Origin of the sequence: Niallia endozanthoxylica (genome assembly GCF_008710145.1) — a bacterium.
Classification (GTDB): Bacteria; Bacillota; Bacilli; order Bacillales; family Cytobacillaceae; genus Bacillus_BD; species Bacillus_BD endozanthoxylica.
Window position 1 is genome coordinate 126,687 of the sequence record NZ_VYKL01000005.1, and the last position, 19,470, is coordinate 146,156.

A 19,470-nucleotide genomic window follows, 5' to 3' on the forward strand; every position below is an offset into this window, starting at 1 on the left:
TCATTCTACTTTTAATAAATACTTATTTATTGGTCGCCCAATCCCTCCATAATAAATGTCTAGTTCTACTTTTCCGCACTTTTCTAGAAAGTCTAAATATCTTCTAACCGTAACCCTTGCTAGTCCCACTCCTTCAGCAACCGTTTCAGCTGACAGCGGCTCTTTACAATGGGAGAGATACTCAATAATCTTTTCTAATGTCAGCTGATTTAGTCCTTTAGGAAGAATACCGTAATCCTCTGCCTTTTCCAGTTCTATTTCCCCTGCCTTTAAAAAAATCTCATCTAATTCCTTTTGTGAGATATGTTCTTTTTCATTAAATTGCAGACGAAAGTCCCGATAGTTTTCAAGTGATTTTTTTATCCGTTCAAATTTAAATGGTTTGACAATATAATCAAATGCCCCATTTTGAATAAATAAACGGACCGTTTCGATATCACTGGCAGCTGTAATGGCAATAATATCAACCTTATGAGCTTCCTTTCTGATTTTGTATAAGGTCTCAAGACCGTTCTGATCTGGCATGTACACATCAACCAAAGCCAATTCTGGCCTTAATTCTCTAATCATTTCCAATCCTTGTATCCCATTATTAGCTGTGCCAATTACCTGAAATCCTTCTACTCTATTGACAAACTGTCGATTCACTTCCTGTACCATGAGGTCATCCTCTATTAAGACGACAGAAATCATTCTCCCTCACCCATTTCGAATGTAATTGAAAAAGTCGTTCCCTGATCAACCTCTGATTCTACCTGTATCCTGCCGTTCCCCTTTTCAACAATCTGTTTTACAAGATAAAGCCCTATTCCTCTTCCTGTCTCAGAGGATTTTGTCGTATAGCCTTCCTTAAAAATGAAAGACAGCCCTTCATTTGGAATGCCGCAGCCATTATCTTCTACCAATATATTTAATACCTTCTCTGTTTGCTGGATACTGACATATATTTCTTTATCGTTTTCAGATCTATTTTTAAAAGAATCAAAAGAGTTTTCAATTAAGTTTCCCAAAATTAGAACAAAATCATGATGGTCCATCAATTTTGGAAACCTTTTTAAGATACTATGACGATCGATTTCAACATGAATTCCAAGCTCCTTCCCTCGGCTGACTTTGCCAATCAACAACCCCACGAGACTATCATCTCCGATATTACGGCTCAAAAACCGGGTCAGTTCTCCCTGCTCTTCTGTTGCCTCGAATACATACTCCAAAGCCTTATCATTTTTCCCCAACTGAATTAGACCGGCTATTGTATGGAGCTTATTCATATGTTCATGGTTTTGTGCACGAAGGGCGCCTACAAATGCCTTTACGCCCGTGAGCTCTTCAGCTAGTCTTTTTACTTCCGTACGATCTTGAAAGACAGCAATGGCTCCGACAGTATTTCCTCCTACTTTAATTGGTATCCGATTACTCACAATAGCAAGATTACCAATATGCAAATCCTTATTATAGATTGGTTTATTCTTCTGCAAAATTTCAGGCAGATACGAATCAGGCAGGACGGATGTAATCTTCCTTCCAATCACCTCTCCTTCCACCCCTAGCATGGTCTTTGCTCTATCATTAAAAATCGTGATGACTTCATCATTATCAATAGCAATAATTCCTTCCTGCATGGCATTAAAGCTTTCTGTTCTTTCTACAAGAATACGGGCAATTTCCTCCGGCTCAAGCTTAAACATCTGTCTTTTGATGTGTCTAGCTAAAATCCAAGCTCCCCAGGCACTAAAGGCTAGTGTAATACCGGCAGTTAGAAATAATTGTATCTTTAGCGAAGAAACCATCGCAAGAATTCCCGGCAGTTTATAGCCTACAATGACCACACCTATTTGCTGGTGGGCACTGTTCATTATTGGAACAAACGCCCTAATGACGGTGCCGATTTCTCCTTTAGCTTTGGAGGTATAGCTATGCTCAGTAAAGGATGGACCTTCATCAGCACTTGTAGAAGGTGTCCCAATAAGCTCAGCGTTCGGGTGAGTAAGACGGATACGATCCATATTCAGTATGACAATATAATCAGCATTGTTGATCATCCTGAGCCTCTCTACTATTTTAGAAAGATTTGAATCAGCATCCGGCTGTTCTCCTAAATTTTCATTCATATTCGGAAGTTCTGCAACCGTTCTAGCTGTCAGCAGCGCTCGTTCTTTGATCTCATACTCCTGCTCCCGTAAAAATTGTCCAATCAAAATAACACCTAATAAAACTAACGAAAACCAAACAATATAAATAATAAGACTAGTCATTTTCCACTGAATGGATAAACGCATTTTCATAGGGAATCCCCTTCAATTAATAACTCATTGCTTATAGTTTTATCATATCACGCAACAGCATCCAGAAAGAAAAGAAAAATGATATCATTATATTATGAGCAGTTCCCGCTGTGAAAATATAAATAAAATGAGGAATAAAGGATGAAGCATTTTGTGATTACCAGCCTGCTTACCGTTATTGGTTTAGTTGTCTTTATTCTAATTGATACCGAGACCATCTTCCCTCAAGAGAGAATGACCATTGATGAAGAACAGCAAGGCTTAGAAGACCAAATAACAATTGTGTTCAGTCATGTAGTGGCCGAAAATACCCCTAAAGGGCTTGCAGCGCAGAAATTTGCTGAACTTGTCAGCAAAAAAACAGACGGCCGAGTAAGAGTAGAGGTCTATCCTAATGGAATCCTTTATTCAGACCATGAGGAGCTTGAAGCTCTGAAACGTGGAGAGATACAGATGATTGCTCCAAGCTATACCAACATGACAGAGCTGGTACCTGAGTGGAAAGTTTTGGACCTGCCTTTCCTTTTTCGCGATTATGACCATGCAAAGGCTGTATTTACGAGGGAGACTGGAAAAGAACTTCTTCATTTTCTTGATAACGAAAATATGAAAGCATTAGCTTTTTGGAGTAATGGCTTTAAACAAATGACAAGCAGTGTTCACCCCTTACTAGAACCTGCCGATTTCAAGAATCTTACCTTCCGGGTGATGTCCGGCGATGTATTAAAAAAACAATTTCAATTACTTGGTGCCAAACCGGTTACCGCTTCTTTCACAGATGTATACAGTTCACTGGAAAGGCACCAGTTTGACGGACAGGAAAACACCATTTCGAATATCTATTCCAAAGGACTCTATAAATTCCAGCCCTATTTAACACTAAGCAATCATGGTTACTTAGGTTACAGTGTCATCATAAACAATAAATTTTGGAATCGTATTCCTGCTGATATTCAATTACAAATCATTGATGCTATGTTAGAAACCACGATATGGAATATGGATGAATCTAAGACAATGAACGAAAGTCAGTTAGAAGAAATGAAAAGGCAAACCGGCATTTCCATCTATGATTTCCCTATTGAAGCAAAAAGCCGCTGGATGGAGAAATTTCAACCATTATATAAAGAAGTTGAAGGCCAAGTGACAAATAGCATAATCACTAAGATATTAAATACTGGCAAATAAAATACTTCACATAAACGGTCCATCTTCGGATCGTTTTTTTGTTATACAACAACCTTACCACTAAACCGCTTTCATATTTTTACAACTAAACAATCATTTCTCATAGAGATTGATATTTAAGTGTTTTCTGTTGTTTTATAACAGGCAAAGACCAAAAAGAACAAAAAGAACAATAGTACCATAATAATCGTTTATTCCAATAGTCTGATAATATAGAAAACAGTTACAGAACGTTCACAAAAAGGGGATAAAGAAAAGCAGAAGCAGCCAGGCCCAGTAAAGGCTTGTAGCTGCAACTAAATAAAATGTCAAAGGGGGATATGTTGTTTGAAAAAGTTACTTAACAATTTAACTGTTCGGGTCGTCATTGGGATTATTTTAGGGATTGCCATTGGTTTTATTTTCCCTGAATTCGGAGCAAAGCTTAAAGTGCTTGCTGATATTTTCATCAGGTTAATTAAAATGGTGATTGCACCTATTATCTTCTTTACAGTTGTTATCGGAATTGGAAGCATGGGAGATCTTAAGAAGTTAGGCAGAATCGGCGGGAAAGCCCTTCTCTATTTTGAAGTAATCAGTACCTTCGCCCTTGCTATCGGTCTGCTTGTTGTAAATATTCTCCAGCCGGGAAAAGGCTTTAATACCAATGCAGTTGAGGGCGGAGATGTCTCTCAATATACTTCACAAGCAGCAGAATCTGAACACGGATTGATGTCATTTATTATGAGCATCATACCTGAAAATGCTGTTGCAGCTCTAGCCGGCGGCGAACTGCTGCCAATCCTATTCTTCGCCGTTTTATTCGGAGTTTCAATGGCCGCAATGGGTGAAAAAGCAGCACCGATTGTTACCTTTTTTGAAAAAATCTCTGAGGTATTTTTCGGAATTGTTAATATCATCATGAAGTTTTCACCAGTGGCTGCCTTCGGTGCCATGGCTTACACTATTGGTAACTTTGGTCTTGGATCACTTGTATCCCTTGGAAAGCTGATGGGTTCTGTTTATATTACCATGTTCCTTTTTGTTGTCTTAATCTTAGGTGCAGTGGCTAAATTCTATAAGTTTAATATATTTAATTTTATTGCCTTCATCAAAGAAGAAATTCTTCTTGTATTAGGAACATCTTCCTCTGAATCAGCCCTGCCAAAGATGATGGAACGATTAGAAAAGTACGGCTGTTCAAAATCCGTTGTTGGGTTAGTTGTTCCAACAGGATATTCCTTTAACTTAGATGGTACGGCGATTTATTTATCAATGGCTGCCATTTTTATTGCACAAGCATACGGGGTTGATCTCTCCATTTGGCAGGAAATCACTCTATTGGGAATTTTAATGTTAACATCAAAAGGAGCTGCCGGGGTTACCGGTTCAGGCTTCATCACACTTGCTGCTACATTAGCTGCCTTCCCAATGATTCCGGTAGAAGGCATTGCCTTACTGCTAGGTGTGGACCGATTCATGTCTGAAGCAAGAGCCATTACAAACCTAATTGGTAACGGGGTTGCAACCGTAGTTGTTTCAAAAATGGAAAATGAATTCCAAGTACCTGTTGAAGAGGAATCAATAGAAGAAAGAAGCGTGCCAAAAGCAGAGAAAAAAGCCGTTATTTAACTCAGAATAGATTATACTAAAGCAAAATAAAAAAGCCTGTAATGATAGTAGCAAACTATCATTACAGGCTTTTTGTTTATACATAAATGACAAATATGAAGATATTTATAACGTTACATCAGTACCTTTTTGACTTTCTACTTTTTCTTGCTCTCTAATTTTTTTGAATTCCTTCGTTGATGCTACGACAACTCCTGATAAAGCAATAAGTCCAATTAAGTTCGGAATAGCCATTAACGCATTAAAGATATCAGCGATTGTCCAAACTAAACCAAGATTCATACCCGCACCGACTAAAACCGTTAATGTATATACCACACGATAGGCTGTAATAGATTTATTTCCAAATAAATACTCAAAGCATTTCTCTCCATAATAGGCCCATCCTAATACGGTTGAATAAGCAAATAAAATAATACCAATCGTAACAATCCAACCGCCTCCAGGAAGTAATGCATCAAAGGTTTCCGTTGTTAAAGCAGCCCCTGTTAAATCTCCGTTTCCAATATACAGGCCACCCATAACTAAAGTGATTCCGGTAATGGAACAAACAACGATTGTATCCAAAAATGTACCTGTCATAGAAATAAGTGCCTGACGACCTGGATGGTCTGTCTTTGCAGCAGCAGCAGCAATCGGTGCTGAACCCATACCTGCTTCATTGGAGAATACACCGCGAGCTACCCCCCAGCGAATAACCGCTCCAATCGCTCCCCCTGCCACTGCTTGGCCTGTAAATGCATCTGTAAAAATGAGGCCCAATGCCGATGGAAGTATGTCTATATTCATTAAAATGATAGCTAAACCGCCTGCTACATAAAAAACAGCCATAATTGGTACAAAATATGAAGTTACTCGACCAATACTTTTAATTCCCCCTAGTATAACAAGGGCAGTAAATATAGTTAAAATAATTCCAGTAATCCAAGGATTTAATCCAAAACTTGATTCTACAGCAGCAGCTACAGAGTTTGATTGAACAGAGCTTCCGATTCCAAAGGCAGCTACAGAACCAAACAAGGCAAATAGAACAGCAAGCCATTTCCAGCCTAAGCCTTTCTCGATAAAATACATCGGTCCGCCGGCCATTTGACCATTTTCGCCGACAACACGGTATTTAACAGCTAAAATGGCTTCAGAATATTTTGTAGCCATCCCCACAAGCGCTGTCACCCACATCCAGAATACAGCTCCAGGTCCACCCAATACAACAGCTGTAGCAACCCCGGCTATATTACCAGTACCAATTGTAGCAGCTAAAGCAGTCATTAAGGACTGGAAGTGGGAAATATCCCCCTCAGAGGTATGGTCTTGATTTTTTGTAAAAGCCAGTTTTAAAGCATACGGCAAACTGCTAAACTGGTAAAAACCAATACGGAATGTAAGATACAATCCGGTTCCTACAATCAGGATGAGCGTTGGAGGACCCCATACAAGATTACTTATCATGGTTAAAAACTCTGTCATTTTTACCACCAGCCTCTCAATTTTTTATTCAATTTGATAGATAAATATAGCTGATATTCTAAGTAATCTTTAAACTAATAGTCTCGAAAATCGCAACCGCCTCCTTTTTAGTTTACATAACATTCAGTCTACTGATATTACTCTAGTGCTAGCAACGGGCTTATGCGTAAATCACCATTTTGTTATATAACAACCCTTATAGTTTAATGTAAATATAAAACAATAGCAATATTCAGTCAATCAATATTTTTCGAAATATCGGAAGAATATAAAAAGGGAAAAACAAATGAAGTAGACTTCACTCGTTTTTCCCTTTCAATGGCTATACTTGCTTTTCATTTATATTATTTTTATAAAGATCTACTTCATCGCGGATTTTTTTCATTTTTTCATCTAAATCATGAGCAGCTTCTGCAGCCTGTTTTAATTCCAATTGTAATTCCTGTGGTATTTCTTTATCAAACTTATAATAGATTTTATGCTCCAGACTTGCCCAAAAGTCCATCGCAATGGTTCGAATCTGTATTTCTACTTTTACTTTCTTTACTTGATTTGAAAGGAAAACAGGAACCTTCACGATTAGGTGCAGACTCTTATAGCCATTTAATTTTGGCTGTCTGATATAATCCTTCACTCGAATCACTTCGATATCATCTTGTCTGCTAATCGCGTCAAACATAGTATATATATCGGAAAGAAAAGAACAAGTAATTCGAACTCCCGCAATATCTTGGATATGTTCAAGTGCATTCTCAATTGTAACCTCTAATCCTTTTCGCTCTAGCTTCTTCACGATACTTGCAGGACTTTTAATTCTAGATTTCATATGTTCAATCGGGTTGTGATGATGAATATGCTGATACTCTTCATTCAATATATTCAATTTTGTATTGATTTCTTCAAGAGCAAATTTATAAACAAATAGCTGCTCTTTCCATTCAAGTAAATTCGACTGCAAATTTTCAGCATCAAGAATTTTCTTCATTAGTTCTTCTGTGGATGTCATTAGGGTTGATAACTCTCCTTTGGTTTCCTATACACTTTTCAGCATTAACACCTAGCTGCCTTAATACTTCAATAATTTAATTAATCGTTTTCAACTATGTCGCATCCCTTATGAAATATCTTCTAGATTAGTATATTAAATATTGACCATTCAGTCAAAAGGCAAAAAAAGGACCCTCACCCGAGTGTCCCTTCCCAATATCTCTAATGTTGACCATTTAGTTCATAATAAAAACCTCTGCTGGCCAGCAGCTCATCATGCGTACCTCTTTCCAATATTTCACCTTCTGATAACACTAGAATTTGGTCTGCTCTTCTTATTGTATTAAGGCGATGGGCAACAACAAAGCTTGTTCTTCCTTTCATCAAACGTCCAAGCGCTTCTTGTATCCGCAGTTCTGTTACTGTGTCAATACTGCTTGTAGCCTCATCCAAGATTAATATAACCGGATTAGCTAATACTGCCCTGGCAATGGACAAAAGCTGTTTCTGCCCTTGACTGATTCCTCCCCCATCCTGTTTGAGGACTGTATCATATTGATTTGGCAATTTCATGATAAAGGAATGAGCATTAGCTGTTTTGGCTGCTTCTATTACTTCATCATCAGATGCAGCCAACCTTCCAAAGCGAATATTTTCCCGAATGGTCCCCTCAAAGAGATAGGAGTCTTGAAGAACAAAGGCCATTGATTTCCTAAGACTTTCTCTTGTCACTGTTTTTATTTCATGACCATCAATCCAAATGCTTCCGCTCTGCGCGTCGTAAAAACGGGAGAGCAGGTTAATAATAGTGGACTTTCCCGCCCCAGTTGGACCGACAAGTGCAATCATTTCCCCTTTTGAAGCGATAAAACTAACATTTCGGATTGTTTTACTATCCTCCTCATAAGAAAAAGATACATTTCGGAATTCGATTTCCCCCTTTACATTCGAAAGTGAAACCGCCTCCTTCTCATCAGTTGTCTCCTCATCCATTTCAAGAATTTCAAAGACACGTTCAGCTCCTGCTACTGCAGATAAGAGAGTATTAAACTGATTTGCCAGATCATTAAGAGGTCTTGTAAATTGTCTAGCATACTCGGTAAAAATAACAATTGTCCCGATAGTGACATCTCCCCTTAACGCTAACACTCCTCCGACTGCAGCAACTATTGCAAAACTGAGGTTATTTAAAACGTTCATCAATTTTGGAATGAAACCAGAATAAGACTGCGACCAGAACCCTGCTGTTTTAAATTTTTCACTTTTCTCATCAAAATCCTCGAGAACCTTCTGTTCCTGTGAAAAGGCTTTAACGATTTTCTGTCCTGAAATTGTTTCCTCAATAAAGCCATTCAGTTCTCCCAGGTTTCGCTGCTGCTCTTTAAAAAGCTTGCCTGTTCGATTGGTAATCCATCTCATCCCGATAAACATTAATGGAACAATAATTAGTGTAACCATTGTTAAGATAGGACTTAAGATAAGCATGACAAGTATTGTTCCAGTTAATGTAAGAATACTTGAGAGGATTTGAATAAAAGAACTATTTAATGTCGAACTAACATTTTCAATATCATTGGTGACCCTGCTCATTAATTCTCCGTGCTTCTTTTTATCGAAAAAGGAAATAGGCAGCTTATGCAGATGTTGAAAAAGCTCCATCCGCATCGTCCAGACTGTTTTTTGTGCGATTCCAATCATCCAGTAATTTTGCAGCCACAGTGATAAGGAATGCAGGGCGTAAATAATCAACAAACTAAATAATACGATAATAAGTCCTGCCATATTTGTTGAAACAATATAGTCGTCAATCGCTCTTCCTAAAAGAAATGGGCCAAGCAGTCCTAGCCCCGAGCTTAGTATGACCATGAAAATAACGAGCAGCAATATACGCTTATGAACAATTAGATAGTCCCAAAGTTTCTTTAATGTACTCTTCCAATCATTGATTGAAACCTTTTGCTTTGATTTCTTACTGTTTTCTATGCTCAGCTCCAGTTTTTTATAGTGAAAGGGTTTACTTAGCTCCTTGAACATCTTTTAACCTCCCTTCCTCCAATTGAGATTGATAGATTTGCTGATAAAGAGGTGATGTGGCTAATAATGACTCATGAGTTCCTTTTGCAAGCAGCCTTCCATCTTCAAGAAGTAAAACGACATCGGCATTAAGAGCGGTGCTGACCTTTTGTGTGACAATTAGTGTTGTTCCATCATATGTCTTAATAGCCTCTAATAGCTTCCTTTCCGTTTGAAGATCTAATGCACTTGTACTGTCATCAAGCAATAATATTTTGGGCTTTCTAATAAGAGCTCTGGCAATTGAAAGCCGTTGCTTCTGCCCTCCGGAGAGATTCACTCCTTTCTGCCCCAGCTTTGTCTCATATTGTTCAGGAAGCTTACAAATGGTTTCATGAATTTGAGCGTTCTTTGCAGCTAAGATCACATCTTCCATCCTAGCGTCTGTTTTCCCCCACAGAATATTTTCTTTGACCGATCCTGTAAACAATAATGATTCCTGCGGGACATACCCAATCTGCATTCGAAGCTTGTGCATATTATAATCAGTTACATTCTGATTATCTATTAGAACTTCCCCCTCATCGGCATCATATAACCGGGGAATAAGCTGAAATAATGATGTTTTTCCAGAACCTGTTGCTCCAAGAACGGCAACTGTTTGCTTTGGATTAATGACAAAGGAAAGGTCTTCAATAACCTTAACGTCTGTTGCAGGATACTGAAAAGAAACATGGCGGAACTCAATTTTCCCATTTAAAGATGCATGCTCTTCTATTTTTCCTTCGCTATCCTGTTGATCAATCGGTTCTGTTAAAATCTCTGAAACCCTGTCGGCTGATGCTCTGAATCGTGAAAACGCAGAAAGAATAAAGGATAAGATGGATAAAGATGAGGTAATCCTTAGTGCGTAGTTAATGATGGCAACAACCTCTCCTATTTTCACACCACCCTGATTGATCTCAGCACGACCAAACCATAACAATCCAAGTATACTGACGTTCATGACGAATAGCAGGACCGGCATGATGGTTTCCATGAATCTTAAGGCATCGGATGTTCTCTCCATCAACCGTGAACTTTCTTGATTAAAACGTTTGGATTCATGTTTATCACGGATAAATGCCTTAATTAATCTCATGGCAGTTAAGTTTTCCCTCATGACACTATTTACTTTATCGAGCCTTTTCTGAACCTCTCCAAACTGTTTTCTTCCTTTTTGCAATACAAAGACAAGAAAAAGAAACACGAATGGAACCGTTAGGATAAGAATAAGCGCGAGCTTGGCATTTACAACAAATGCCATAATCATTGCACCGACAATAAGTAACGGCGCCCTCAACATAATTCGCAGCCCCATAAAAATAGTATTCTGAAGCTGTGTCACATCATTTGTAAGGCGTGTAATAAGAGAAGCAGTAGGATACTGATTCAAATTAGCAAATGAGAAATGTTGTATCTTTTCATATAGTTTTCTTCTGATGTCATAGCCATAGCTTTGGCTTACATGGGCTGCATAGAAGGAGTTCGTGATCCCGGATATAAAGGATAGAAGAGAAATGACTATCATAATGCCTCCCCAAAGCAAAACCGTCGAAATCTCCTCTTGTAATATTCCTTCATCTATTATTTTCGCCATTAGGTATGGCTGCAAAAGCTCTACCACTAGTTCAATCAGCATTAAGACCAATGCAAAAAATGCTGGAATTCGATAGGGCTTTAAAAAAGAAAAAACACTTGTCATGTTATGCCTCCTCAAGTTGATATCCATTTACTATATTTATCCTACTCTTAACGGACAGAAACCCCACTGATGGAAGTTTTACTTTATCTCGATGATACACGCTTTCTGAATATTATTGAAATATTTTATCTTACTAGAATGATCAAATTTGCTCCGACGAAATTTCTTGCCAAAAAGTTGCAAGGCTCGACGGAGGATTTCTGCTGAACGAGACTAATTTCTTCATTTTTTCTATTTAATACACTATGATAGTAAGTATATATTTAGATTCACGAAATATTCGAGGAAAGAAGTGTTTATAGAATGCTAGAACATAAGCAAGCTAGTCGTAATCTAAAGATTATGTGGTTTGCAAACTTTTTTGTCGGTGCAAGTATGACAATGGTTCTCCCCTTTATTTCATTATTAATTGAAACTTACGGAGACTACTCTTCAACATATGTACAGCATTGGGCCGGATGGACTTTTGCTGTCACCTTTGTAACGGCATTTATTTTTGCACCTATTTGGGGAAGAATTGGAGATCATTATGGAAGAAAGAAAATCCTTATTTTCTCCGGTCTTGGATTAGCTTCCTCCCTCTTTCTAATGGGATTTGTTTCTTCTGTATGGGAATTGTTTGTTCTCAGATTTTTCACAGGAATTTTTACCGGCTTCATCCCAATGTCCCAAGCATATATTTCAACACAAACACCAAAAGAAAAAGCAGGACAAGTTCTCGGAACCCTACAAACCGGTAATATCACCGGAAGTTTAATGGGACCACTTTTAGGAGGATTGCTTGCAGATTCTGTCGGCTTTGCCGCTACTTTCCAAACAACCTCCTTCAGCATCGTTATTTCAGTCATTTTAGTTTTAACAACAAAAGAATTTAAGTTAAAAGCAAAAGCCGAAGAAAAAAAGAGCTATTCAAGCAAAGAGGTTTTCAGCCACATTATCCATAATCCTGTTCTGATTACCGTTTTGCTTTTATCAACTCTTATTCAGGTTGCTAATTTCAGTATTCAGCCAATTCTATCCTTGTTTGTGAATGAATTGCATGGTGCAGCTCATTTAGCCTTTTTCTCAGGATTGGCCTTTTCCTTAACAGGTCTGGGAAATTTACTCATGGCAAGAAAATGGGGAAGCATCGGTGACAGTTTTGGTCATATTAAGCTTTTGGTTATTCTTTTATTTATTACAGGCCTTGTTTATTTGCCAGGTGCCTTTATCACAGAGTATTGGCAGCTTCTGCTTATCCGGTTTGTGCTTGGAGCAGCAATGGGCGGACTGATTCCGTTAAGAGTCGCCTACATACGCCGGGAAGCACCGATTGCCATGCAGGGAGAAGTGCTTGGTTATAACACAAGCCTCCAATTTCTAGGTAATATGATTGGACCTTCCATAGGGGGAATTATCTCAGGCTATTATGGTTTCTCATCTGTTTTTGTTACAACAAGTGTTTTACTGCTTATATGCGGATTTATCTTATTAGCCGCTATCCGCAAACAAGCAAAAGCAATGAAACCATCTGTTAGAGCGAGCTGAACTTACAAATTCGGGAGACTGAGGAACTTAATCGGTCTCTCTTTTTGTGCCGAAAGCATCTTTTAAACTGTGACATAGGTTTCAATTATTCTAATTAATCCACAAATCAGACAGACATCTTGTAAGCCCTTTCATTTATAATGAAACTGTACCAAATATTACTACTCTTCATAAAGCATCTAATAATTAGGGGGTTTTATCATGGCTATCAAGGAAAAAGAGTTAACAAAAGAAATGGCAGTCACTAAAATGATTGACACTCTAGTATCAAACGCCCAGGAAGCTTTAAAACAGTTTAAACATTTCAACCAAGAACAGATTGACAATATCGTTCATGAAATGGCACTTGCAGGTATCGACGCCCATATGCCATTAGCTAAGCTGGCAGTTGAAGAAACGCAACGCGGTGTTTATGAAGATAAAATCATCAAAAATATTTTTGGTACTGAGTACATATGGAATACAATTAAAAATTACAAGACTGTTGGAGTAATTAATGAGGACGAGCTGGCAGGCGTTGTAGAAATTGCTGAGCCGGTCGGAGTTATATGTGCAATGACACCTGTAACAAACCCAACTTCTACAACAATGTTTAAATCTCTAATCTCAATTAAGGCGCGTAACCCGATCATTTTTGCTTTCCATCCATCCGCACAAAAATGCTCTAGTGAATCTGCTAGAATTTTAAGAGATGCAGCTGTAAAAGCCGGCGCACCGGAAAACTGTATTCAATGGATTGAAAGCCCATCTTTAGAAGCAACGACACAGCTCATGCATCATCCTGGAGTTTCTTTAATTTTAGCAACAGGTGGAGGAGGAATGGTTAAATCCGCATACAGTTCCGGAAAGCCCGCACTCGGTGTAGGTCCAGGAAACGTTCCTGCTTATATTGAGAAAACAGCAAATGTGAAACGCGCTGTAAATGACGTCATTCTCTCTAAGACGTTTGATAACGGCATGATTTGTGCGTCAGAACAAGCAATTATTGTTGATAAAGAAATCTATGATCAAGTGAAACAGGAATTGATTGCGAACAACTGTCATTTCTTATCTGCTGATGAAAAGATAAAAGTTGAGAACTTGGTTATTAATGAAAATACATGTGCAGTCAATCCATTTATTGTTGGACAATCCGCCGTTGATATTGCCAAAATGGCTGGAGTAAAAGTTGCTGAAGGTACGAAGATTCTGATTGCAGAATTAACAGGTGTAGGACCTGACCATCCACTTTCACGTGAAAAATTAAGCCCTGTTCTGGCCTGCTATAAAGTAAACTCAACTGAAGAAGGTTTAATGCGCTGTGAGGAAATGCTGGAATTCGGCGGACTTGGCCATACTGCAGTGCTCCATACAAATAGTCAAGCAGCGAAGGATGAATTCGGCAGAAGAATGAAGGCAGGACGTCTTGTTCTTAACCAGCCATCTTCTCACGGAGCAATTGGTGACCTTTATAATCAATTAGTACCTTCTTTAACACTTGGTTGTGGATCTTTTGGAGGCAACTCTGTTTCTGCTAACGTAACGACTACACACTTAATTAACGTCAAGCGCATGGCAAGGAGAAACAAAAATATGCAATGGTTTAAGATTCCTCCAAAGATTTATTTCTATAAAAACTCAATCCAATATTTAGCTGTTATGGAAGGCATTAAAAAGGTAGCAATCGTAACGGACCCTTCTATGGTTAAATTTGGGTATGTAGATAAGGTTACTTATTATTTAGATCAGCATCCTAACCATGTTCATTATCAAATCTTCTCTGAAGTTGAACCAGATCCTTCCCTTGATACAGTTATGAAGGGTACAGAAATGATGAGAAACTTCGAGCCGGATGTCATTATCGCATTGGGCGGTGGCTCTGCAATGGATGCTGCTAAAGGTATGTGGCTGTTCTATGAGCACGGGGATGTTGACTTCTTTGGCTTAAAGCAGAAGTTCTTAGATATTAGAAAACGGATTGTTAAATATCCATCCCTTGGTAAAAAAGCTAAGATGGTTGCGATTCCAACAACTTCCGGTACTGGTTCCGAAATGACATCATTTGCTGTTATTACTGATAAAGCGAACAATATGAAGTATCCATTAGCAGATTATGAATTAACACCAGATGTAGCAATCATTGATCCACAGTTTGTTATGTCTCTGCCAAAAGGTGTTACAGCCGATACAGGAATGGACGTATTAACACATGCTATCGAAGCATATGTGTCCATTATGGCAAATGATTACACTGATGGACTGGCAATCAAAGCAATTCAACTAGTATTTGAATACCTGCCAAAAGCATATGCAAATCCAAGTGACGAAGAAGCGCGTGAAAAAATGCATAATGCCTCTGCAATCGCTGGTATGGCGTTTACAAACGCATTCCTTGGTATTAACCACAGCTTAGCTCATAAGCTTGGAGCTGAATTCCATGTTCCGCATGGACGTGCGAATACGATTCTTATGCCGCATGTTATTCGTTACAATGCAACAAGGCCAACTAAATTTGCTGCATTCCCTAAATATGAGCATTTTATTGCTGATCAGCGCTATGCTGAAATCGCAAGAATCCTAGGTCTTCCTGCTCGTACTACAGAAGAAGGCGTTGAAAGCTTAGTACAAGCTATTATTAACCTAGCTAAAAGTATGAATATTCCTATGAGCATCGAATCACAAGGAATTGACAAAAAGGAATTTGAAAGCAAGGTAGATTTATTAGCTAATCGTGCTTTTGAAGACCAATGTACAACAGCTAACCCTAAGCTTCCTCTAGTATCAGAGCTTGCTGAAATCTATCGCAAAGCTTATAAAGGTGTTTAATACACACTAAGATTCATTCATTACTATTTATAACCATTAAAGGCCGGTGGGATGTTTCAATCATCTCACCAGCTTTTTTAAACAAAAAGACCTCTCCCGAATATTAGGAAGAGGCCTTTTCATTATGCTAATACAGATGCAAAAAACTCATTGTATAAAGCTTGCACTGCTCTTTTCTCATCGTGTGCCTTCACACCAAACATCATACTTACTTCTGACGAACCTTGATTAATCATATCGATATTGATTCCAGCATCGGCAAGTGCTTTCGCTGCCCTAGACGTTGTACCGACATTGTGACGCATCCCTTCACCAACAACCATAATTAATGCAAGATGATGCTCAATTTCCACTACATCGGCATGAAGCTCCATTTGGATTCGCTTGATTACTTCTCTTTCTGTCTCTTCGTCCATTTGATCTTCACGAAGAATAACGGTAATATCATCTATTCCTGAAGGAACATGCTCATAGCTTAAATTAAATTCCTCAAGAATTTGCAGCAGCTTTCGACCAAAGCCAATTTCTCTGTTCATTAAATACTTGCTAATGTAAATGGAGCAGAAACCATCATCACTTGCAATACCAATCACAGGCCCATTAGTATTTGCCCGATTATTCACAATTTTTGTCCCAGGTGCAGAAGGATTATTTGTATTCTTTACCTGTACAGGAATACCAGCACGGAAAGCAGGGATTAATGCCTCATCATGGAACACTGAAAATCCTGCATAGGAAAGTTCACGCATTTCACGATAAGTTAATTCACGAATTTCTTTTGGATGATTAACAATTGATGGATTAACCGTGTAAACAGCATCCACATCTGTAAAGTTTTCATACAAATCTGCTTTCACACCATTTGCCAAAATGGAACCTGTAATATCGGAACCGCTGCGCGAGAAGGTCAACACGTCGCCCTCTTTACTGTAACCAAAGAATCCAGGCACAATTAAAATACCTGTCCGCTCACGTAAACGGTATAAGTTATCATAGGATTCCGGCAGTACTTGAGCATTACCTGGTTCGTTTGTTACATAGAGTCCAGCTTCTTTTGGACTGACATAATGTGCTTCTACATCTTTTGATTGAAAATAAGCTGCAATCAGCTTTGCATTATTGTCTTCTCCGCTTGCTTTCATTGCTTCTATAAATAACACAGGATTGTTTTTATCCTGGCTCATAATTGACCGTAAATTTTGCTCAATTTCATCAATAACCGCTGAAGAGACTTGTAATTCCTCTGCAATCAGAGAATATCTTTTTAAAATGGCGTTTAATTCATCCTCGATTGTTTTACCTGCTAAACAAGCTTCACCTAATGAAATTAATTGATCTGTCACTTTAATATCATCGCTATATCGTTTTCCAGGTGCTGATACAACAACAATTTTTCTTTCAGGATCAGACAAAACGATATTAAACACTTTTTCAACCTGAGTTCCTGATGCCAATGAGCTTCCGCCAAATTTTACTACCTTCATTTCGTCATCTCCCATATCCTAATTTTCAGTCAAATTTATTTCCTTATTATCCTCCCTTTTTTACAAAATTGCAATAGTTTTTTCTCTTTGGAAAGGACATTTGTACTCCTATTAGAGACATTCGACATTTTTTTCTTTTTTCAAAGAAAATAACCAATAATCCCCCATCTAACATTCTCCAAATAGCTACATATCCTGCGGCCGGTGATCAAGAAAATTTTGATAGGCAAATCCTCTGACATCCTCTTCCTTAAAATAGCGAAGAAGCTTTTCAATCAAGTTTGGATGCATGGATGCATCTTCTAAATCCTGAACAAATACAGAAATCCCGTCAAAATCAGATCCTAATCCAATCTGTTTCTTTCCCCCTAACGAGCAAAAGTGATCAATATGGGCAATTAGATCATCAATCGTAGCCGGAGCTCCCTCTGCTTTAATAAAATCAGGATAATAGACAACATGAATCATACCTCCACTTCTAAATATTGCCCTCGCCTGTTCATCTGATAAGTTTCGAGGATGATCACAAAGCTTGCGGGAATTGGAATGACTTGCAATTGGATATTTGGCCAACTCCATTACATCCCAAAAAGATCGTTCACATAAATGGGATACATCAGTTAATATACAATGCTCATTATTCCACCGGACAATCTCTTTCCCAAATACAGTCAGTCCACCTGCACGCGGCTCTAAAGCTCCGTCAGCCGCAAGATTCGCATGGTTCCAAGTTAAACCTACCGAACGCACACCTAACTGATACAGAATATGAAGCTTCGTGATGTCATTCCCAATTGCCTCTACCCCTTCAAGTGTCAGCATGGCGCCAATTTGTCCGTCTTTCAGCCGGTCAAAGTCAGACCATTTAGTCATTTGCTTCATTTCCGGGTTCTTCGCTAGTACCTCACGATAAAAATAGTCAATCTGTTCAAGAGCAGCCTGAAATTGCAGGTCTGAAGGAATATCAGGTTCTATAAAAATGGCAAAGCATTGCACCTTTACGTTTCCCTTTCTTAGTCTTTCTTTATTTGTATTTAAATCAGCACCATTGGCAAAGGATAGTGTTCCTTTTGCATCCCTCAGCTTCATTAATGCATCGCAATGCAGATCTATAATATTCATCTCTACTGCTACTAAAAACATAGACAAATGTACTCATCTATCTACGCTAGACCATTTCCTGCTTCTACGTGTTCCGCCTGGCCAAAAATTCGCTACTACGGTTGGTATAACACTCCACAGGCGTTAATTCGGATGTAGCCCACCCTACATATATACAGATTAATTAGGTTAATACTGTATATTCTGTTGCATATTTCAGATTTAAAGAGGCATTAAAATCTCGATCCAATTCAGTATCACAAGCATCACATATAAAGTTTCTTTCAGATAAGCTTAACTTCACTTTCTTCTGCCCACAGCAAGAACAAAGCTTAGAAGATGGATAGAATCGGTCGACTTGTCTAAGCTCAATTCCATACTGCTTACATTTAGAAGTGAGCCATTCTTTAAAATAGTAGAAACGCTGCCCAGCGACTGCTTTGGATACATGTCGATTTTTCATCATGCCTTTCACATTTAAATCTTCGATGGTGATATAAGCCGGCTTGGTTTTCACCAGCTGATGGACCACGAATCTAACATATTCTTTTCGAATATTGGCTAGTCTAGCATGCAGTTTTTGCACTCTTGTCAGTTGCTTCTGCCTGTTTTTAGCGCAGAATTCACCTCTCTTTCGATTTTTATTTAATTCATAACTACGACTCAGTTTCCTTTGCTGCCTTTTTAAATTCTTTTCCAGTTTCTTGACCTTCTGTGTTTGATTGATATTTTTAAAGGTTTCATGATGACTGCATGTAGCAAAGTCTGTAACCCCCAAATCAACCCCGATTCCGTCATGAATAGGGACCTGTACCTCTTGTTTTTGTTCCACCTCGCACAAAACAGAGAGATAGTATCGATTGGCTTTTTGCGACACCGTACAACTGGAAACCTTTGCGTTAGAAGGAATGTAGCCGTATTCCTTTAATTGAACCCATCCAAGTGTAGGGATTTTGATTCGGTGACGCTCCACGAACAAATCGGTTGGATTATTCTTTGGAAAATAGGCTTTCACCTCTTGATGTTTCTTTTTCTTAAACTTCGGAAACTTAGCTCTTCCTTTGAAAAAGTTTTTAAAGGCTTGATCTCCGTTCATAATGGATTTCTTCACCGCTTTACTAGATACGTCTTTAATCCAGAAATCCGTTTGTTTCGTGTGAACACGATTCAACCACTTGGAAAAATCATAGCCTGATAAGTGCTTGCCTGTGTCTTTATAGTGTTTTTGCGCAGTAGTAAGATATAAATTGTAAACATA

Annotated in this window: 13 protein-coding genes; 4 read left to right on the plus strand and 9 right to left on the minus strand. The window is 38.5% G+C overall.

Annotated features, from left to right (window positions below; genetic code table 11):
• Both F4V44_RS01980 and F4V44_RS01985 read right to left on the minus strand, forming a co-directional pair.
• Positions 1-693, minus strand: coding sequence for a response regulator (locus F4V44_RS01980; RefSeq protein ID WP_150438306.1), 693 nt, complete (start codon positions 691-693; stop codon positions 1-3).
• Positions 690-2,279: an ATP-binding protein gene (locus F4V44_RS01985; protein WP_396897469.1), complete on the minus strand. Its 1,590-nt coding sequence runs from the start codon at positions 2,277-2,279 to the stop codon at positions 690-692. Before F4V44_RS01985 ends, F4V44_RS01980 begins: the two co-directional genes overlap by 4 nt.
• A 147-nt stretch (positions 2,280-2,426) precedes the next feature.
• Between F4V44_RS01985 and F4V44_RS01990 the strand changes: the two genes are divergently transcribed.
• Both F4V44_RS01990 and F4V44_RS01995 read left to right on the plus strand, forming a co-directional pair.
• Positions 2,427-3,473, plus strand: coding sequence for a DctP family TRAP transporter solute-binding subunit (locus F4V44_RS01990; RefSeq protein ID WP_150438308.1), 1,047 nt, complete (start codon positions 2,427-2,429; stop codon positions 3,471-3,473).
• Positions 3,474-3,800: 327 nt separating this feature from the next.
• Positions 3,801-5,084, plus strand: a complete 1,284-nt coding sequence (locus F4V44_RS01995; protein WP_150438309.1) for a dicarboxylate/amino acid:cation symporter — start codon at positions 3,801-3,803, stop codon at positions 5,082-5,084.
• A 105-nt stretch (positions 5,085-5,189) separates the two neighbouring features.
• Here F4V44_RS01995 and F4V44_RS02000 read toward each other — a convergent pair whose 3' ends face one another.
• The 4 genes from F4V44_RS02000 to F4V44_RS02015 form a co-directional block, all read right to left on the minus strand.
• On the minus strand, positions 5,190-6,551 hold the full coding sequence (locus F4V44_RS02000; protein ID WP_150438310.1) for an alanine/glycine:cation symporter family protein: 1,362 nt from the start codon (positions 6,549-6,551) through the stop codon (positions 5,190-5,192).
• Positions 6,552-6,873: 322 nt separating this feature from the next.
• Positions 6,874-7,557 (minus strand): GTP pyrophosphokinase, encoded by a 684-nt coding sequence (locus F4V44_RS02005; RefSeq protein WP_317978299.1) that lies wholly within the window; start codon positions 7,555-7,557, stop codon positions 6,874-6,876.
• Between the two features lie 203 nt (positions 7,558-7,760).
• Positions 7,761-9,572, minus strand: coding sequence for an ABC transporter ATP-binding protein (locus tag F4V44_RS02010; RefSeq protein ID WP_150438311.1), 1,812 nt, complete (start codon positions 9,570-9,572; stop codon positions 7,761-7,763).
• Positions 9,553-11,295, minus strand: coding sequence for an ABC transporter ATP-binding protein (locus F4V44_RS02015; protein WP_150438312.1), 1,743 nt, complete (start codon positions 11,293-11,295; stop codon positions 9,553-9,555). The genes F4V44_RS02010 and F4V44_RS02015 overlap by 20 nt, the downstream gene beginning before the upstream one ends.
• Positions 11,296-11,598: 303 nt before the next feature.
• Here F4V44_RS02015 and F4V44_RS02020 point away from each other — a divergent pair, with 303 nt between their 5' ends.
• Together F4V44_RS02020 and adhE are read left to right on the plus strand one after the other, a co-directional pair.
• On the plus strand, positions 11,599-12,822 hold the full coding sequence (locus tag F4V44_RS02020) for an MFS transporter (protein WP_150438313.1): 1,224 nt from the start codon (positions 11,599-11,601) through the stop codon (positions 12,820-12,822).
• 201 nt (positions 12,823-13,023) lie between these two features.
• Positions 13,024-15,627: a bifunctional acetaldehyde-CoA/alcohol dehydrogenase gene (gene adhE / locus F4V44_RS02025; RefSeq protein ID WP_150438314.1), complete on the plus strand. Its 2,604-nt coding sequence runs from the start codon at positions 13,024-13,026 to the stop codon at positions 15,625-15,627.
• 122 nt (positions 15,628-15,749) lie between these two features.
• On the opposite strand, the gene F4V44_RS02030 is transcribed toward adhE, so the two are convergent.
• The 3 genes from F4V44_RS02030 to F4V44_RS02040 form a co-directional block, all read right to left on the minus strand.
• Entirely contained in the window at positions 15,750-17,111 is a 1,362-nt protein-coding gene (locus tag F4V44_RS02030; protein WP_150438315.1) for an aspartate kinase, read from the minus strand.
• Positions 17,112-17,297: 186 nt separating this feature from the next.
• Positions 17,298-18,233 carry a dipeptidase gene (locus F4V44_RS02035; protein ID WP_150438328.1) on the minus strand — a complete coding sequence of 312 codons (936 nt, stop codon included), beginning with the start codon at positions 18,231-18,233 and terminating at the stop codon, positions 17,298-17,300.
• A 163-nt stretch (positions 18,234-18,396) separates the two neighbouring features.
• Positions 18,397-19,470: RNA-guided endonuclease InsQ/TnpB family protein (locus F4V44_RS02040; RefSeq protein WP_150438316.1), on the minus strand; the 1,074-nt coding region annotated here is incomplete at its 5' end.